We start from the raw sequence: 18,815 nt of genomic DNA, 5'->3' as shown, positions 1-18,815 counted from the left end.
CGTTGAAGTTGCGAAAAGCGAAGTTCGTCTGCCGAACGGCACCATCCGCAACGTAGGCGAATTCGACGTAGCCGTGCACCTGCACGCCGAAGTTGAAGCCACCGTACGCGTTGTCGTGGTAGCAGCTTAAGCAACACCTGATCGGCTGGCGGCTTGCCCGTCAGACGGTTAACATCGGGCACGATCCTGTTTACAGGTCGTGCCCTTTGTCTTTCTGGTACTCCCGTTTTCAACCCTGACTCCAAGTGGCCATGAACGAAATCTCCGCTCCTGAGCAATACGATCTGCAAACCGCTGCCCTGAAGGTGCCGCCGCATTCCATCGAAGCCGAACAGGCTGTACTCGGTGGCCTGATGCTGGACAACAACGCCTGGGAACGCGTGCTCGATCAAGTCTCCGATGGCGATTTTTATCGACATGACCACCGTCTGATCTTCCGTGCGATCGCCAAACTGGCCGATCAGAACTCCCCGATTGACGTCGTGACCCTTGCCGAGCAATTGGACAAGGAAGGTCAGACTTCGCAAGTCGGTGGCCTCGGTTATCTCGGCGAACTGGCGAAAAACACGCCGTCCGTCGCCAACATCAAGGCCTATGCGCAGATCGTTCGCCAGCGAGCGACCTTGCGCCAACTGATCGGCATCAGTACCGAGATCGCCGACAGCGCTTTCAACCCGGAGGGCCGCACCGCCGAGGAAATCCTCGACGAAGCCGAGCGCCAGATCTTCGCGATTGCCGAGGCTCGCCCGAAAACCGGTGGCCCGGTGGGCGTGAATGACTTGTTGACCAAGGCCATTGATCGCATCGACACCTTGTTCAACACCGACAACGCCATCACCGGCCTGTCCACCGGTTACACCGACCTCGACGAGAAAACCAGCGGGCTGCAACCGGCCGACCTGATCATCGTCGCGGGCCGTCCATCGATGGGTAAAACCACCTTCGCCATGAATCTGGTGGAAAACGCCGTACTTCGCAGCGACAAAGCGGTGCTGGTGTATTCCCTCGAGATGCCAGGTGAATCGCTGGTCATGCGTATGCTCTCCTCGTTGGGGCGGATTGATCAGACCAAGGTGCGTTCTGGCCAATTGGAAGATGATGACTGGCCGCGCCTGACCTCGGCGGTAAACCTGCTTAACGATCGCAAGCTGTTCATCGACGATACCGCCGGCATCAGCCCGTCTGAAATGCGTGCGCGTACCCGACGTCTGGCGCGGGAACACGGTGACATCGGCCTGATCATGATCGACTACCTGCAACTGATGCAGATTCCAGGATCGGGCGGTGACAACCGAACCAACGAGATTTCCGAGATCTCGCGTTCCTTGAAAGCCCTGGCCAAGGAGTTCAACTGCCCGGTGGTTGCGCTGTCGCAGCTCAACCGCTCCCTGGAGCAACGACCGAACAAGCGACCCATCAACTCCGACCTCCGTGAATCCGGAGCGATCGAGCAGGACGCCGACGTCATCATGTTCGTGTACCGGGACGAGGTGTATCACCCGGAAACCGAGCACAAAGGCATCGCCGAAATCATCATCGGCAAACAGCGGAACGGGCCTATCGGCTTTATCCGCCTGGCGTTCATCGGCAAATACACGCGTTTCGAAAACCTCGCGCCGGGCAGTTACAACTTCGACGACGACGAATAATGGCTGGCCGAAATCATTCGGCCAGCGCTCCTCCTTTCGTGCGTTATTCCGTTGTGCCGCCTGCCTCCTCGTCAGTGTTGGCGGCTGGATGCTCACTCAGTTCCTGTCGAGACAACGACTCGATCAGCGCCTCTTCCTCGGTCGCCAGTGATTTTTGCAGCGCCTTGGATTGCGCGTCGTAATCGTTAAACCCAAGCGTGTTGGCTGCGTGCGCGTCGTCGAGGGTCGCTTGTCGATCCTGGAACGTCTGGCGGTGCGCTTCGAACTGCGACCGGTACTTGTGAGTGACGAATTCCTGCCAGAACTCCCTCGACACCAGTGCCTCGAATTCTTCAGGGGAGTTATCCATAGCGATGACTTTTTTGTACGCAGCATTCAATTGCGCTTTTGACACATTGGCCAGCCGGGCAAATCCCATTTGCTCGGGTTGTCCCGGCAGTTGCAGCCGGTCTTTCAGGAAGTATCGATAGGCGAGTCTGATTTCGACTTCCTCTGGTACGTGTGGCGCGGGAAGGGCCGCGTCTCTCTGAGGCTCCATCGCTTCGATGATTCTTGCCTCCCGCTGCGCAATGTCCGCCGATGCGATTTTGTCGACCTCATGCAAGCGGAACAATGCTTTGGACAGCGCAGACAGTTGCGGGCCCTGTGCTTCGTCCTGAGCCTGGGCACGAGCATCGTGCGCCATTGCCCGGGTTTCCAGATTAGCGAACGTGAAGGCCGCCCGATCACAGCAGGCCGCTTCGCCTGCCCGATCAAACACCTCCTTGCGCAGGCGTTCGGACGCCGGACTGTTTTCGGTAATGCTGTCGACCAGCTTCCAGACTCGGCGCTGAAGCTCGTTGTGGCCGGCGGGAACCTCGATCAAGCGTTCAAGCGTATTGAACAGACCATCCGAGCGTTGTTCATCACGCAGTGTTTGCCATTGGATTCTTCTGGCTGATACCTGATCTGCCGATAGCCCGATTGTCCAGCGCGTCATTGGATCATTTGCTGGAGCCCGGATGACTGCCCGGACATGGCCGCGCGCCGTAGCGACCAGATCGCGCTGGCTAGTCATCGGTATTTCGGCTTCGATAAGACGGTTGTTGTATTGTTCCAGCCGCGTGCGGGTGGCCGCTGACAATGGATTGTTAGTGATGCTGGTCACGTTATTGACCCGCGCACTGTTTGCGAGTCGTTCGGCCGGTGGGGTTATGACCGCATCGGGGATTTCCTCGATCCGATTGTTGTTCAGATTCACGATGCCCAGCAGTGGCTGATCGGCAAGGCCGGCAGGGAAGGTGTTGATGCCTGTGTTTGCCAGATCAAGCTCGCGCATGTCGGTTATCCGGGTGAAATCCGGGGTGATACCGAGTTGCGGATTTTCATGCAGCCACAAGGCTCGCAATGTTGTGCGCTGTGACAGAACGCGGGCAGTGTCGGCGGTCAGGATAATCCGGTTTTTTTGCAGAAACAGACGAGTCAGCCCGTTCATTTCTCCAAGCGCTGGAGGCAATTCACGCAGTTGGTTGTGCGACAGATTCAGCCAGCGCACATGGCGGAAATGGGTCAGAAAACCTTCTGGTGAGGTGCTCAGATTCATGTTGTTCAGTTTGAGCGAACCGACGTGACTGAAGTCCGCGTCGATGTCTGGCAGGCTCGGCAGGCGCAAGCCGCCGAGATCCAGTTCCAGGCCGATGGGGGTACCGTCATTGGCATGTTTCTGCGGTGTTTCCCGCCTCCAGCAACTGAGAATCCTCTCACTTGCGGTGACACGGTCAGGACGGGTTTGCGCATTGACCGCTAACTGATTCGCCCGAATGTAGCCTGCGCGGTTGCCTCCTCCAGAAAAAACCCAATCGTCGAGCTGACTTTTCAATACGCCGTGTTCCCGTTCAAGGCTGTTGAGTTTCGTTGCTGCCGCGGTATCACTCTCAAAACTCCAGAGGTATTCCCTGCACTCCTTGATGTCCTTGCCTGGAAATAGTCGCCGATACCGCTGCGCGGGGGAGTTATCGGTATCAAATATCACTCCATGGTAAGAGGTCAGAAGATCGGGATGTTCCTCGTTCACTCGACGCCAGTAGTCGTCGAATTTTCTCCAGTAATCGGCAGGGAAATTGTTGCCACCGAGTGACGCGGTTCTATTGATCTGGGCGATCGTCAGCAACTGTTCGGGCGCAGGATTGAGAAATGCCTGCGGCACTTCACTCAAGCGGTTATCGCGCAGATCAAAAATGAGCAGACCGGTCTTGTCCTGCAATCCAGTCGGCCATTGATTGATTCCCGTGTTATTCAGCACCAGGTATTTCAGCTTGGACATCTTGCTGAAGTCAGGGGTTAGCGTGAGCGTTGGATTGTCAGAAAGATTGATGATCTCCAGATGACTCATGGCGCTGAGCGTTGCAGCGCTTTGCTCGTCCAGTGCAAGGTAGTTGTTGCTCAGGTCCAGGTTGTTCAATTTGTCCATCGCGCCAATTTGCCCCGGTAACGTTTCAATCCTGGATTGGGTGATGGACAAGCGCTCCAGATTGGGAAAGCTGGACAGAAATGTATCGGCATCGCCCGACCAGATAACAGAGCTGAGACTGAGGTGCTTTACATGACTGAAGTCCACGCTCAGCGCCGGGAGTGGCGCGTTGATGGAAGACAGCCTGAGCATTTCCCCCGAGTCCTGAAGCCAGCAGTCCTTGAGGGTTTGGGCGACACGTTGCGCTTGTCTTTTCGCGGGTGTGTCGACGGCGGACGGCTCGAGTTGACTGTCGGCGACATAGGCATCGAGCTGGCTTTCCAGTAAATCCAGTTCTTGAAGGCGTCGACCCAGTGTTGCTTCTGCCTCAGGACCCAATCCGATAAAAAACTCTCTGGCCTCTTGTGCATTCTTCTCCGGATGCAGCCGCTGCACGTTGGCGACCTCCGGGATATCACCGTCAAGCCTGAACGCGCCGGGCAGGCTGTTGTTGCCCAGTTCAGGATGATCGGCAGTGACGCGTTGCCAATACACTTCAAGCGTTTTCCAGTAGCCGGCAGGAAATGGATTGCCTTCAAACTGCGTGACGCCGTTGATCCGGGCGATCGCTTCGAATTGATCGGGTGAGGGGGAAAGGATGGCCGATGGCACTTCGGTCAGCCGGTTGTTGCGCAGGTCAACCTGTTTGAGTCCGGTCTGGTGCTGCAAGCCGATAGGCCACTGATCCAATTGTGTATTGCTCAGGTTCAGCGTTTTGAGTTCGCTCATGCCGGTGAAATCAGGTGGCTTGCCCAGCGGATTGCCCGATAGATCAAGGTTTTGAAGTTGGTCGAGTGCGCTCAGCTTTGCCGAGGTTTGTGCATTGAGCACAATACGGTTCGAACTCAGATCCAATGTGCTCAGGTGGGGCATGTGCGCTACGGCGGCGGGCAGTGTATCGAGCGAGGAGTGGGTCACTGTCAGGCGTTCCAGTCCGGAGAACCCACTGAGGAATGTTTCGGCGGTGTCTGACCAGGTGACGGCGTCCAGATCCAGGCGCCGGATATGGCTGAAATCCGCTGTTAATGCTGGCAGCGTTCCACCACCCGGCTCAAGCCTGAATGAATCCCCGGTCTGCTGGCGCCAGCAGCGCTTGATGTCATTGGCGACCTGTTGTGCCCAGCCTTTTGCTGTTGCCTGAGGCGAAGCGTTGGAGGTGTTTCTGATCCAGACCTTCAGTTCGGCCTTGAGTGTCTTGTAGTCGGTTTCGCGACGGGTCAAACCGTCGCGTACATCACTGCCCAGCGAACGAATAAAGTCGCTGATCTGATCCTCGGTGTGGTCCGGGAACAGTTTTTGGGCGCGGGACTCTGGGCTGCGCAGTCGGTTGAGCATCAGCGAGAGTCTGTCCGGCAGGCTCAAGGATGCTGTGGGGTTGCCGTCACTGCGCACCATCCCACCGGCACCGGCTACCGTTATCCCGACCCAGCCTTGTACGGCATCGAAAACGATGGGTTCCGACCTACCCGGACGTGTCGCGACATACAGATTGCCGTTGTCTCTGGACACAGGATCTTCGCTTCGCACGATGCGCATTACGGTGGCCAGCGGGGTTGATGCTTCTGGGTCGTGCAGCACCTGGTACGTGTGATTCTCGATCACCACGTAGAGTTTGCCGTCGAACTGATGCAGGCCATTGCTATCGGGGGTTGCGTCGCTCAAGTCCAGTCCGGTGCGCAAAGCCTCCAAGCGTGCGGAGGATAACGCGAAGGTCATGGGCTCGAAGTCTTCCAGCGGGTGCCACAAGCCGCTGGCGGTGTCACGCAGCATCACCGGACCTGTCGGTTTCGTCTCTTTCGGCAGTGCGGCCCTGTACAGTCCCGTGTCCGGATCTTGCTTGACCGGCACGATTGCGCCCCCTGGTTCGTCGACGTATCGGCGTCCCTTGTATGTCCTGAAACCCTCGGCATCGGCGACCGCCAACGTGGGCGGCGCGCTGATACGGTAATGCTCCAGCGACTGAACGGTTGGTGTGGGGGTGGCGCCGAGAGTCATTGTTTCAGTTGTTTCGTGAACCGTGACCGGCGGTGCCGGCCTGATTGCATCGAGATCGACACCGCCGGTGTTTCTGTTCGATACCAACGGATTTTCACCCAGGTGCAGGGGGGGCGCGCCAGTGTTGATGCGCGGCGGATTTGCTTGCGGCGATGGGCCTGGGCGCTGGTGTACATCGACAGAGGCGTTGCCTCTGACAGGTGGTTTTGGCGACATTGTTTCTTCCTTGATGGGGCGCTTATCAGTCCCCGCGAGGGCGCGCTGATAAGCGTTCGGCGTCATTGCCTGTTTGTCCTGGGGTTACATCAAAGCCCGCTGCTCGGGCTTTGCGCATTTACTCGGGGGCGGCTGCGTGACTGTCTGCCAAGGCAAATATTTTGCTCGCTGTTCTGCCATCAAACCGTTGCCGCCAGATGCCGACGTGCGGCAAACCGGCCCGATCATCTCGGCGTTGAGACTCGATACCCCGTCTGCTTTGTTCAAGCGTCTTGAGATGAGCGCCATCGATTTTGAAGCTCAGGGGCAGACTCTTCTCGGCATCGTAGTGAAAATGCGCGTGCCACAACGGCGTGTTATCGGCGCTGTCGCTGATCGAATAAACGTCCAGAAATGACCTTTTCTGGCCTTTGCCCGATAGCTTGCGATCAACGATCTTGCTGACCTTGAGCTCGTTACGATCCAGCAGATAATTCAGGCGCATGATGTCCAGCACGTCTTTGTTCTTGTACATCCGCACCAGCGTTTTCTGGCCTTGGTCGGTCAACGAATCGGCTGCGGCGCGCAACTGTCCGGCCAGGTTGATGATCACTCGATCTTCAACATCTGTTTCGTGGTTTTCCAGTTGTCTTGCCTGTTGGTTGAGCAAATCGGTTTCCTTGCCCAGGTCTTCGACGATCTTTGTCGGGTTAGTGTTTTGAGCTTCTTGTGTTCTCGCGTTGGCAGCGTGATCTTCGACCCTGGCCAGTAACCGGTTTGCCTCGCCAATGAGTTGTGGCCGCGGCGTTCGGATAAGCGGAGGAAGCACTGGCAGCCATTCGTCTTCTATTTTTTTGTAGCGCCTGGGAGGTGAATCGGGTCGCAGCAGGTCGGGAACATTGATCGTGATGGTGCCGTCCGATGCGGTTTCCGTTTCCCCGACCATCACTCTGTAAGTGCCGTGCTGGCGGGTGCGGAATATTTTCCTGGCACGCGCGGGTGGGGCTAGCGCTTCGTTGATGGGTTGCGGCGGGATAAAGTCGTAATCAATGTCTTGGTCGAGGCTCGGCAGATCGTTCGTTCGCTCGGACGCGTCAAGAATTTCGGTCAACTTGTTTTCGATTTTTTTCTCGATGGGATCGATCAGGGTAACGATCTCCCTGATGTATTCGGCGTTGGGATGCTCCGAGGCCAGCAGCGTTTCAAAGCGGGTTTTATCTCCCTTGATTTGATCAAGGGCCAACAGTAGCGCCATTGGATGCTCTCGTTGCGGAGCGTTTTGCAAATCTCCGGTGATCAGGTCGATAGCCGAGAGCGAGGGCATGGTCGTGTTTGGCGCATAGTCGGGAGCGTCCGCAAACAGGTGAACGTAAAGGGTCAGTTTGTTGAAGTTGATGCGCTCGGTATCGGGCACCTGGAGGCGTAGCTCGGCGAGTCGCGGGGCTGCTCCGGGCGAGGCTTTTCTGATCTGCTCCATCACTGCCTGGCGCTCTTCGAGAAACTTCAGTTTCTTGTTCAGATGCTTGATGGTTTTCTTGCAGTTCTCGGCACTCAGATCTGTCACCGCAGGCCGGACCCTGAGATCCATGACGGCCATCAGTCTGTTGAGATATTCCACTCGTTCTATCCGGAAGGTATGCAGTTCTTCCTTGAAAACCCCGCTTGCTTTGATGAGAGGTAGCCAATCCTTGTTATCAACGAGCGACTGAACAAAGTCCGTCTGCTTTTTGATGTGCTTGAGCTGGTGTACCTCAAGCGCAATCAGGCCTGCCGTCTTGGCCGCGCCATCAGGCAGATTGCGGGCTCGGCCCCAAAGAGTGTCGTAATGTTCAGATGATTCGGTCAGAGCCCGGTGAGCATCCGCGAAAGGTTGGTAACGTTGCATCAGGAACGCCAGGTTGGCTTGCCGGCCCTCATTGCGGTGCATGCCGCCCCTCAAACCCGTGAGGATGGAAACCCAGGTGTTCTCCTCGTTCCGAGTGATCGCCCGGGTTTCGCCACTGCGACTGGCGCGGTAGATGTTCGCGCTATCGGAGGCAACGGGATCCTTGGGGTTCACAATGCGCCACACCTTTTGAGCCGGCGTGGACGCGTCAAGGTCCTGCATGACCTGATACGCGTGGCTGTCGATGACTACATAGAGCTTGCCCTCGTGGCGAAACAGGCCGTCACTGCCAGGCTCGACACCGCTGAAATCCAGGTCCGAGCGAAAAGTGTTCAGCCTTGCCTCCGTCAGTGGGAGCGTGCTTGAGTCAACGTCATTGAGCGGATGCCAGAGGCCGCTGTCGGTGTCGCGCAGCAATACCGGGCCGGAGGGAAGCAATTCGCTCGAAAGTCGCGCCCGATACAGTCCGGTGTCCGGATCCACTGCGACAAGAACGGTACCGCCATCGGGCACGTCGACATACCGGCGTTTGTTGTAAACCCTGAAACCTTCGCTGTTGGCCGCCGGTAACTCTGTCGCGGCTTTGAGCCAGTAGTTCTTCAGCGGCTGAGGGATGACGGAAGGCGCCGCAATGGGAGCCGGCGTCAGGTGAATCGTGACGGGAGGGGCCGGTAGTATTGCGTCAAGGTCTGTATCGCCCGGTAGTCTGGCCGGCGGCTTCGCAGGGTCGACAGAGATCCACGGATCGAAGAATTTGCGGCCCGTAGCGTCAGGATGCGGTACGTCGATGTCCGTTCGTCGATTCGTCCTGATGTGGGCATCCACATTCAAGTGGGGGGCATTGCGAGGTGGTTTTCCTGCCATGTTTTTTCATCCTTGAAAAATGACCCCCGGCTTTCGCGCAAGGGCTTGTTTTATTTGGCATCGTGCCGGTTTGCATGATTGCGCAGGTGGCGCTGGAGCTGCCGGCAGAACCCATCCATGGGCGCCTGACTGGCGTTTGGCATCATTGCCAGTGTCTGGCGGGTCGAAAGCCGCCGTAGCATTTTCTGCTTGAAGCACAGAAGAGGGAGCTGAGATTAACAACCGACCATTGCCGTCGGAATTGGTCAAATTTTGTGCTATATTCCGCGCCCGCGATTTTTCATCTCAACACCGGTCGTCGACATGCAAGCAGCCAAGCCGTTATTTGACTATCCAAAATATTGGGCCGAATGTTTCGGACCAGCGCCATTCCTGCCGATGAGCAGGGAGGAGATGGATCAGCTCGGCTGGGATTCGTGCGACATCATCATTGTTACGGGAGATGCCTACGTCGATCACCCGTCGTTTGGCATGGCAATCATCGGCCGGCTGCTGGAGTCTCAGGGCTTTCGCGTCGGGATCATTGCGCAGCCGAACTGGCAGTCCAAAGACGACTTCATGAAGCTCGGCGAGCCAAACCTGTTCTTCGGGGTCGCGGCCGGCAACATGGACTCGATGATCAACCGCTACACCGCGGACAAAAAGATCCGTTCCGACGACGCCTACACCCCGGGCGGCATGGCCGGCAAACGTCCGGATCGCGCCAGCCTGGTTTACAGCCAGCGCTGCAAAGAGGCGTACAAACATGTGCCGATCGTGCTCGGCGGCATTGAAGCCTCCCTGCGCCGCATCGCTCACTACGACTACTGGCAGGATCGCGTGCGCAACTCGATCCTGATCGACGCCAGCGCCGACATTCTCCTGTACGGCAACGCCGAGCGGGCCATCGTCGAAGTCGCCCAGCGTCTGTCCTACGGTCACAAGATCGAAGACATCACCGACGTGCGCGGCACCGCGTTCATTCGCCGTGACACGCCGGCGGGCTGGTACGAAGTCGATTCCACCCGTATCGACCGTCCGGGCAAGGTCGACAAGATCATCAACCCGTACGTGAATACCCAGGACACCCAGGCCTGCGCCATCGAGCAGGAAAAGGGCCCAGTGGATGATCCGGAAGAAGCCAAGGTCGTGCAGATCCTGGCCAGCCCGCGCATGACCCGCGACAAGACTGTGATCCGTCTGCCGTCGGTAGAAAAGGTTCGTGGCGATGCCGTTCTTTATGCCCACGCCAACCGCGTGCTGCACTTGGAAACCAACCCGGGCAACGCCCGTGCGCTGGTGCAGAAGCATGGCGAAGTCGACGTCTGGTTCAACCCGCCGCCGATTCCGATGACCACTGAAGAAATGGACTACGTGTTCGGCATGCCTTACGCGCGCGTTCCGCATCCGGCGTACGGCAAGGAGAAAATTCCGGCCTACGACATGATCCGTTTCTCGGTGAACATCATGCGTGGCTGCTTCGGCGGCTGCACCTTCTGTTCGATCACCGAGCACGAAGGCCGGATCATCCAGAACCGCTCCGAAGAGTCGATCATTCGCGAAATCGAAGAGATCCGCGACAAGGTACCGGGTTTCACCGGTGTCATTTCCGACCTCGGCGGCCCGACCGCGAACATGTACCGCATCGCCTGCAAAACGCCGGAAATCGAATCCGCGTGCCGCAAGCCGTCCTGTGTGTTCCCGGGTATCTGCCCGAACCTGAACACCGACCACTCGTCGTTGATTCAGCTGTACCGCAGTGCGCGTGCGTTGCCGGGTGTGAAGAAGATTCTGATTGCTTCCGGCCTGCGTTATGACCTCGCGGTCGAGTCGCCGGAATACGTCAAAGAGCTGGTGACTCACCACGTCGGTGGTTACCTGAAGATCGCCCCGGAACACACCGAGGAAGGTCCGCTCAATCAGATGATGAAACCGGGCATCGGCAGCTATGACAAGTTCAAGCGCATGTTCGAGAAGTACACCAAGGAAGCAGGCAAAGAGCAGTACCTGATTCCGTACTTCATCGCCGCGCACCCGGGCACCACCGACGAAGACATGATGAACCTGGCCCTCTGGCTCAAGGGCAACGGCTTCCGTGCCGACCAGGTGCAGGCGTTCTACCCGTCGCCGATGGCCACCGCCACCGCGATGTACCACTCGGGCAAGAACCCGCTGCGCAAGGTCACTTACAAGAGTGACGGCGTGACCATCGTCAAGAGCGAAGAGCAGCGTCGTCTGCACAAGGCGTTCTTGCGTTATCACGACCCGAAAGGCTGGCCGATGTTGCGTGAAGCGCTGACCCGCATGGGCCGTGGCGATCTGATCGGGCCGGGCAAGGATCAACTGATCCCGCTGCATCAGCCGTCCACTGACAGCTATCAGAGCGCCCGTCGCAAGAACTCGACGCCGGCTGGCAGCCATAAAGTGGCAAAAGAGGGCAAAGAGAAAACCACCAAGATTCTCACCCAGCACACCGGTCTGCCACCGCGTGCCAGTGATGGTGGTAATCCGTGGGACAAGCGTGAACAAGCCAAGGCGGCGGCGTTCGCCCGCAACCAGCAGGCCGCCAAGGAGCGCAAGGACGCGGCCAAGGGCAAAGGGCCGAAGCCGGCGCGCAAGCCAGTAGTGCCGCGCTAAGCAAGGCTTGATGCTGAACAGAACGCCAACCTTCGGGTTGGCGTTTTACATTTCAGGGTTTAGGAAATGTGTTGTAACCACTGGTGCCATCGCTGGCAAGCCAGCTCCCACAGGGATCTTCAGTGGCCACCGTTTTATGAACGACAGATAAAACCTGTGGGAGCTGGCTTGCCAGCGATGGCGTCAGGTCAGACACCCAATCAACACCTGCCCGCCACATTTAGGCGCAACTTCGCTCAACCATTTCCCCGCATCGCCCGATTTTGGTGCTGTACTGCCCAAAGCATTCCGGGAAAGCGCCCAAGCCTCTGTATGGCATAAGTCTTGCGCGCTTTCGAATACGCTTAGGCTCGCAGGAGGCACGCCGTGTCGATTCATGTCGCATTGCATCACGTCACGCATTATCGCTACGACCGCGCTGTCGAACTCGGCCCGCAGATCGTTCGCCTGCGCCCGGCCGCCCACAGCCGCACGCGAATTCTCTCGTATGCGTTGAAAGTCTCGCCCGAGCAGCATTTCATCAACTGGCAACAGGACCCGCAGGGTAATTACCTGGCGCGATTGGTGTTCCCAGAGAAAACCGATGAGTTGCGCATCGAAGTCGATCTGCTGGCCGAAATGGCCGTGTTCAACCCGTTCGACTTCTTCCTCGAACCTTACGCCGAGAAAATCCCCTTCGCTTACGCCGTCGATGAGCGCAAGGAGTTGGCGCCGTACCTTGAAACCCTGCCGCTGACGCCGAGGTTCAAAGCCTATCTGGACGCGATCGACCGCACGCCGCTGCCCGCCGTCGACTTTCTGGTGGCACTCAATCAGCGTCTGAGTGAAGACATCGGCTACTTGATTCGCATGGAGCCGGGCGTGCAAACCCCGGAACACACCCTTGAACACGCCTCCGGCTCCTGCCGCGACTCGGCGTGGTTGCTGGTGCAACTGCTGCGCAACCTCGGACTGGCGGCGCGTTTCGTCTCCGGTTACCTGATTCAGCTCACTGCCGACGTAAAAAGCCTCGACGGCCCCAGCGGCACCGACGTCGACTTCACAGACCTTCACGCCTGGTGCGAGGTGTATTTGCCGGGCGCCGGCTGGATCGGCCTGGACGCCACGTCCGGGTTGTTCGCCGGTGAAGGGCATATCCCGCTGGCCTGTAGCCCCGATCCCTCCTCAGCGGCACCGATCAGCGGCATGGTCGAACCTTGCGAAACGCAATTCAGCCACGAAATGTCCGTGGAGCGAATCTGGGAGGCGCCACGCGTTACCAAGCCCTATACCGATGAGCAGTGGCTGGCGATTCAGGCACTGGGCCGGCAGATCGATGCCGACCTGCTGGAAGGCGATGTGCGCCTGACCATGGGCGGCGAACCGACCTTCGTGTCCATCGATGACCCGGATGGCGCCGAATGGAACACCGCCGCGTTGGGGGCGGACAAACGTCGGCTCTCCGCCGAACTGTTTCAGCGCATGCGCAAGCATTACGCGCCGAAGGGGCTGGTGCACTTCGGTCAGGGCAAGTGGTACCCCGGCGAGCAACTCCCGCGCTGGTCGCTGAACTGCTATTGGCGCCGCGATGGTGCGCCGATCTGGCACAACGACGCGTTGATTGCCGACGAGCAACAGGATTACGGCGCCGATGGCGAGTTGGCCGGACGCTTTCTGGCGAGTGTCGCCGAACGCCTGAAACTGCCCACACATTTTGTATTCCCTGCCTATGAGGACAATTTCTATTACCTCTGGCGCGAGGGTTCGTTGCCGAGCAACGTCAGTGCCGAAGATTCGCGTCTGGAGGAGCCTTTAGAACGCGCACGCCTGCGCAAAGTCTTCAGTCAGGGCCTGGATAAAGTGATCGGCCAAGTGCTGCCGCTCGCACGCACGGCCAAAGGTGATCAATGGCAGAGCGGGCGCTGGTATCTGCGCGACGATCATTGCCGCTTGGTGCCGGGAGACTCGCCGCTGGGCTACCGCTTGCCGCTCGGCTCGCAGCCCTGGGTGAAGGCGGCGGAGTATCCGTTCATCCATCCCCAGGACCCGAATCAGGACTTTCCCGAACTGCCGGACGCCGCGCAACTGAACAGTCACGGTGAGCCCGCCATGGCTGACGAGCGCGCACCGAAAATCGATGAATCCGCCGATTGGCTGACCCGCACCGCGTTCTGCGCCGAAGCCCGCGAAGGGCGGTTGTACCTGTTCATGCCGCCGCTGGAACGGGTCGAGGACTATCTGGAACTGGTCGCGGCCATCGAGGCCACCGCCGAAGAACTGCATTGTCCGGTGCTGCTGGAAGGCTACGAGCCGCCGAGCGATCAGCGTTTGAGCAACTTGCGCATTACTCCGGATCCGGGCGTGATCGAAGTGAACGTGCAGCCTTCAGCGACCTGGGACGAGTTGGTCGAGCGCACCGAGTTTCTCTATGAAGAAGCGCGGCAAACCCGCCTGACCACCGAGAAGTTCATGATTGATGGCCGCCACACGGGCACCGGTGGCGGTAACCATTTCGTCCTCGGCGGCGCGACACCGGCGGATTCGCCGTTCCTGCGCCGTCCGGATTTGCTGCGCAGCCTGATCAGTTACTGGCACAACCACCCGTCGTTGTCGTATTTGTTTTCCGGGTTGTTCATCGGCCCGACGTCCCAAGCGCCACGGGTCGACGAGGCGCGTAACGACGCGTTGTATGAGCTGGAAATTGCCTTTGCGCAGATGCCTGAACCGGGTGAGGAGTGCGCGCCATGGTTGGTGGATCGGCTGTTGCGCAATCTGCTGATCGACGTCACCGGCAACACCCATCGCGCCGAATTCTGCATCGACAAACTCTATTCACCGGACGGCGCCACCGGTCGCCTCGGGTTGCTGGAGTTGCGCGCCTTTGAAATGCCGCCGCACGCACGCATGAGCCTGGCGCAGCAATTGTTGCTGCGGGCGCTGGTCGCACGCTTTTGGCGCGAGCCTTACGCGCCGCCGAAACTGGCACGGTGGGGCACTGAACTGCACGATCGCTTTCTGTTGCCGCACTTTATCGAACAGGATTTCGCCGACGTCATCGTCGAACTCAACAGCGCCGGTTATCCGTTGCGCGCCGAGTGGTTCGCGGCGCATCTGGAGTTTCGTTTTCCCAAGGTCGGTGACTACGCCGTCAACGGCATCGAGCTGGAACTGCGTCAAGCGCTTGAGCCGTGGCATGTGTTGGGCGAGGAGGGCACGGCGGGTGGCACGGTGCGTTACGTCGATTCATCGCTGGAGCGTTTACAGGTCAAGCTCAAGGGCTTACCGCCGCAGCGGTATCTGCTGACCTGCAACGGCATTGCCGTGCCGTTGCACCCGACCGGACGTGTGGGCGAATTCGTCGCTGGTGTGCGCTATCGGGCCTGGCAACCGGCCAACTGCCTGCAACCGACCATCCCGGTACACGCCCCGCTGGTGTTCGACCTGCTCGACACCTGGATGCAACGCTCGTTGGGTGGCTGCCAGTACCACGTCGCCCACCCCGGCGGGCGTAATTACGAGACGCTGCCGGTCAACGCCAATGAAGCGGAGAGTCGGCGCATGGCGCGTTTCTTCCGCATCGGACACACGCCGGGGAAACTTCCCATACCTGATCTGACAATCTCCGACGAGCTACCGATGACGCTCGATTTACGACGTTTCTAGATCGTGCGCGACGCCCGGATTTTTCGTATATCCGGGCGTCATGTGCCTGCGTTAGTCTGACCGTTCCTTGCTGTCTGCCGAGCTTTCCATGCCTGACCTGCTAGACCGCTACCCGCTGACGGCGGGCACCTATCACGAACTGCTTGATGGCAGTGGTGCGGTGCGCCCGCACTGGCAACGCCTGTTCGACCAATTGCAGCGCAGCAGTCCGGCGCTATTGCTGCAGCGTCAGGCTTTGCTGGCCCGGCAGATTCAGGAAAACGGCGTGACTTACAACGTCTATGCCGACCCCAAAGGGGCTGATCGCCCGTGGGAGCTGGACCTGCTGCCGAACGTGATCGCTGCTGATGAGTGGCAGCAATTGTCGGCGGGGATCGCTCAGCGTGCGCGACTGCTCAATGCAGTGCTGGCGGATCTGTACGGCCCGCAACGGTTGATCAGTGAAGGCCTGCTGCCGGCGGAACTGGTGTTCGGGCACAACAATTTTCTCTGGCCGTGTCAGGGCATCACGCTGCCGGAGCAAGCCTTTATGCATCTGTACGCCGTGGATCTGGCGCGCACCCCGGACGGTCGCTGGTGGGTCACGGCGGATCGCACTCAGGCGCCGTCCGGCGCCGGTTATGCGTTGGAAAACCGCACCATCGTGTCGCGGGCGTTTCCCGAGTTGTACCGCGATCTCAAGGTGCGGCATCTGGCCGGTTTCTTCCGCACCCTGCAAGAAACCCTGGCTCGTCAGGCGCCTTGCGATGACGACGCACCGCTGGTGGTTTTGCTCACGCCGGGGCGCTTCAACGAAAGCTATTTCGAACATTTGTATCTGGCCCGCCAGCTTGGCTATCCCTTGGTCGAGGGCGGCGACCTGACGGTGCGCGATGCCACGGTGTACCTGAAAACCCTCAGCGGTTTGCGCCGGGTGCACGCGATCATGCGTCGGCTCGATGATGACTTCTGCGATCCACTGGAGCTGCGCACGGATTCTGCACTCGGTGTTCCGGGGCTGCTTGAGGCGGTGCGTCAGGGCCGGGTGCTGGTCGCCAATGCGCTCGGCAGCGGCGTGCTGGAGTCCCCGGGGTTGCTGGGGTTTTTGCCGAAGATCAACCAATACCTGTTTGGCGAAGAACTGATCCTGCCATCCATCGCGACCTGGTGGTGCGGTGAAGCGCCGGTGTTGGCCCAGGCTTTGGAAAAACTGCCGGAATTGTTGATCAAACCGGCCTTTCCCTCGCAAAGTTTTGCACCGGTATTTGGCCGTGATCTGAGTGAAAAGCAGCGCAAGAGCTTGTCCGAGCGCATGCAGGCACGGCCTTACGCCTATGTAGCGCAAGAATTGGCCCAGTTGTCCCAGGCACCGATCTGGCAAGCCGAAGACGGCCAGTTGCAGCCCCGCGCCATCGGGATGCGCATGTACGCCGTGGCCGGTAGTGACGGGTATCGGGTGCTGCCGGGTGGTCTGACCCGAGTGGCGGCCGACGCCGATGCCGAAGTGGTATCGATGCAGCGCGGCGGGGCGAGCAAGGACACCTGGGTGCTGGGTGATCGAGCGCCAAGCGGCGAGCAATGGAAGACTCAACGCAACGTCGGTGTACACGATCTGGTGCGACGCGACCCTTACCTGCCGTCGCGGGTGGTGGAAAACCTGTTCTGGTTTGGCCGCTACTGCGAGCGTTGCGACGACAGTGCGCGACTGCTGCGGATCATGCTGGCGCGTTACGTCGACGGCGATGACCCGCAAGCCTTGCTGGCAGCGGTCGACCTCGGCGAGCGACTGGCGCTGTTGCCGGACGAAGGTGAGCTGCCAGAGCGCTTGCTGGCTGCGTTGCTCGGCGAGGACTGGTCGTTCAGCCTGCGTTCCAACTTGCAACGCCTACAGTGGGCCGCTTCGCAGGTGCGCGGCAAGCTCTCGCGGGAAAACTGGCAAGCGCTGGTGGAATTGCAGCGTGAAGCCACGGAACTGGATACCGACGAGCCGGACTTCGGCGAGTTGCTGGATTTCCTCAATCGTCTGGTGATGTCGCTCGCGGCGCTGTCCGGGTTTGCGCTGGACGACATGACCCGTGATGAAGGCTGGCGCTTTCTGATGATCGGCCGGCGCATCGAGCGTCTGCAATTTCTGAGCAGCAGCCTGGCGGCGTTTCTGCGTGGCGCAGGGGCGTTCGATCAGGCGGGACTTGAATGGTTGCTGGAGCTGGGTAACAGCAGCATCACTTATCGCTCTCGCTACCTGGCGGTGGCGCAGTTGATTCCTGTGCTCGACCTGTTACTGCTTGATGAGCAGAACCCGCACGCGGTGTTGTTCCAGTTGAAACTGGTGACCCGCACGTTGAAACGCCTGAACGATGATTTCGGTGTGCCAAGGGAGGCCGGGCTGGCACAACTGGTCGAGCGCCTGGGGCGTTTTGATCTGGGCTGTCTGGAGAATCCGTTGTTTGGTGAGTCCAGCGTGCGGTCGGCGCTTGATGGTCTGGCGGATCTGTTGCAAGCGATCGCCGACGCCAGCGGGCAAGTATCGGATCGTCTGGCCCTGCGCCATTTCGCCCATGTCGATGATGTCAGCCAGCGCACGGTGTCCGTCTGATGAACGCGCATTACCAGATCTTCCACGACACCTGTTATCACTACGACAGCCCGGTGTCCCTTGCGCAACAACTGGCGCACCTGTGGCCGCGTGAGTGCGCCTGGCAGCGCTGCACCGAACAGCAATTGTTGATCAGTCCAGAGCCGACCGCGCGTCGTGATGAACAGGATGTGTTCGGCAATCCATTGACCCGACTGGCGTTCGAGCGGCCCCACGATGAATTGCAGGTCAATGCCCGGCTCACGGTTGAAGTGCTGGCGCGACCAGTACTGGATTTCAATCAATCCCCGGCGTGGGAGCTGACGCGCAATGCGCTGACCTACAGCAGCCAGCCGCTGCCCGCCGACCTGCTTGAGGCGTGTCGTTATCGATTCCAGTCACCGTATGTGCATCTCAAGCGCAGCTTCGTCGAGTTCTCCCAAAGCTGTTTCCCGCCAGGCCGGTCTTTGCTGCTGGGCGTGCAGGATCTGATGCAGAAGATTTTCAGCGAATTCACCTTCGATGCCGAGGCGACGCAGGTGGCGACGCCGCTGGTGCAAGTGCTGGAGCGGCGACGTGGGGTTTGTCAGGACTTCGCTCATCTGATGCTGGCGTGCGTGCGTTCACGCGGATTGGCGGCGCGTTACGTCAGCGGGTACCTGTTGACCCAGCCGCCTCCAGGGCAGCCACGGTTGATCGGCGCCGATGCGTCGCATGCCTGGGTTTCGGTGTTCTGTCCGGTACTGGGGTGGGTGGATTTCGATCCGACCAACAACGTGCAGCCTGCGCTGGAGCACATTACGTTGGCGTGGGGGCGGGATTTTTCCGATGTGTCGCCATTGCGGGGGGTGATTCTGGGCGGGGGGAGCCATGATCCGGATGTGCGGGTCACGGTTATGCCACTGGAGTCATAACAATCAAATGTGC

At 59.3% G+C, this 18,815-nt stretch carries 8 protein-coding genes; 6 read left to right on the top strand and 2 right to left on the bottom strand.

Annotated elements, in window-relative coordinates; all coding sequences use genetic code 11:
* Nucleotides 1-130 (top strand): 50S ribosomal L9 C-terminal domain-containing protein (locus ACIOU6_RS11595; protein ID WP_401136324.1); only part of this gene is annotated, 130 nt, incomplete at its 5' end.
* A 121-nt stretch (nucleotides 131-251) separates the two neighbouring features.
* Nucleotides 252-1,649: a replicative DNA helicase gene (gene dnaB / locus ACIOU6_RS11590; protein ID WP_034149637.1), complete on the top strand. Its 1,398-nt coding sequence runs from the start codon at nucleotides 252-254 to the stop codon at nucleotides 1,647-1,649.
* A gap of 43 nt (nucleotides 1,650-1,692) precedes the next feature.
* Here the strand turns inward: dnaB and ACIOU6_RS11585 are convergent, their stop codons facing one another.
* Both ACIOU6_RS11585 and ACIOU6_RS11580 read right to left on the bottom strand, forming a co-directional pair.
* On the bottom strand, nucleotides 1,693-6,414 hold the full coding sequence (locus ACIOU6_RS11585; protein ID WP_401136321.1) for an NEL-type E3 ubiquitin ligase domain-containing protein: 4,722 nt from the start codon (nucleotides 6,412-6,414) through the stop codon (nucleotides 1,693-1,695).
* Between the two features lie 52 nt (nucleotides 6,415-6,466).
* Nucleotides 6,467-9,076 carry a hypothetical protein gene (locus tag ACIOU6_RS11580; protein ID WP_401136318.1) on the bottom strand — a complete coding sequence of 870 codons (2,610 nt, stop codon included), beginning with the start codon at nucleotides 9,074-9,076 and terminating at the stop codon, nucleotides 6,467-6,469.
* A 303-nt stretch (nucleotides 9,077-9,379) separates the two neighbouring features.
* Here ACIOU6_RS11580 and ACIOU6_RS11575 point away from each other — a divergent pair, with 303 nt between their 5' ends.
* The 4 genes from ACIOU6_RS11575 (at nucleotide 9,380) to ACIOU6_RS11560 (ending at nucleotide 18,802) form a co-directional block, all read left to right on the top strand.
* The gene (locus ACIOU6_RS11575) at nucleotides 9,380-11,692 is read left to right on the top strand and encodes a YgiQ family radical SAM protein (protein WP_221733081.1); all 2,313 of its coding nucleotides are present in this window, start codon (nucleotides 9,380-9,382) and stop codon (nucleotides 11,690-11,692) included.
* Nucleotides 11,693-12,058: 366 nt separating this feature from the next.
* Complete coding sequence (locus ACIOU6_RS11570; RefSeq protein WP_401136315.1) at nucleotides 12,059-15,334, top strand: DUF2126 domain-containing protein; 3,276 nt, start codon at nucleotides 12,059-12,061, stop codon at nucleotides 15,332-15,334.
* Nucleotides 15,335-15,422: 88 nt separating this feature from the next.
* Nucleotides 15,423-17,909: a circularly permuted type 2 ATP-grasp protein gene (locus tag ACIOU6_RS11565; protein WP_401136312.1), complete on the top strand. Its 2,487-nt coding sequence runs from the start codon at nucleotides 15,423-15,425 to the stop codon at nucleotides 17,907-17,909.
* Entirely contained in the window at nucleotides 17,909-18,802 is an 894-nt protein-coding gene (locus ACIOU6_RS11560; protein ID WP_221733078.1) for a transglutaminase family protein, read from the top strand. The genes ACIOU6_RS11565 and ACIOU6_RS11560 overlap by 1 nt, the downstream gene beginning before the upstream one ends.
* The last annotated feature ends 13 nt before the right edge of the window (nucleotides 18,803-18,815 follow it).

It is taken from the genome of Pseudomonas sp. NPDC087615, assembly GCF_044743445.1.
Classification (GTDB): Bacteria; Pseudomonadota; Gammaproteobacteria; order Pseudomonadales; family Pseudomonadaceae; genus Aquipseudomonas; species Aquipseudomonas baetica_A.
Note: the sequence above shows the minus strand (reverse complement) of the source record. Positions and strands in the feature narration are given on the sequence as shown.

Coding starts and splice junctions, on each gene's coding strand:
- dnaB (WP_034149637.1), top strand. CDS start 252: ATGAACGAAATCTCCGCTCCTGAGCAATACGATCTGCAAACCGCTGCC.
- ACIOU6_RS11585 (WP_401136321.1), bottom strand. CDS start 6,414: ATGACGCCGAACGCTTATCAGCGCGCCCTCGCGGGGACTGATAAGCGC.
- ACIOU6_RS11580 (WP_401136318.1), bottom strand. CDS start 9,076: ATGGCAGGAAAACCACCTCGCAATGCCCCCCACTTGAATGTGGATGCC.
- ACIOU6_RS11575 (WP_221733081.1), top strand. CDS start 9,380: ATGCAAGCAGCCAAGCCGTTATTTGACTATCCAAAATATTGGGCCGAA.
- ACIOU6_RS11565 (WP_401136312.1), top strand. CDS start 15,423: ATGCCTGACCTGCTAGACCGCTACCCGCTGACGGCGGGCACCTATCAC.
- ACIOU6_RS11560 (WP_221733078.1), top strand. CDS start 17,909: ATGAACGCGCATTACCAGATCTTCCACGACACCTGTTATCACTACGAC.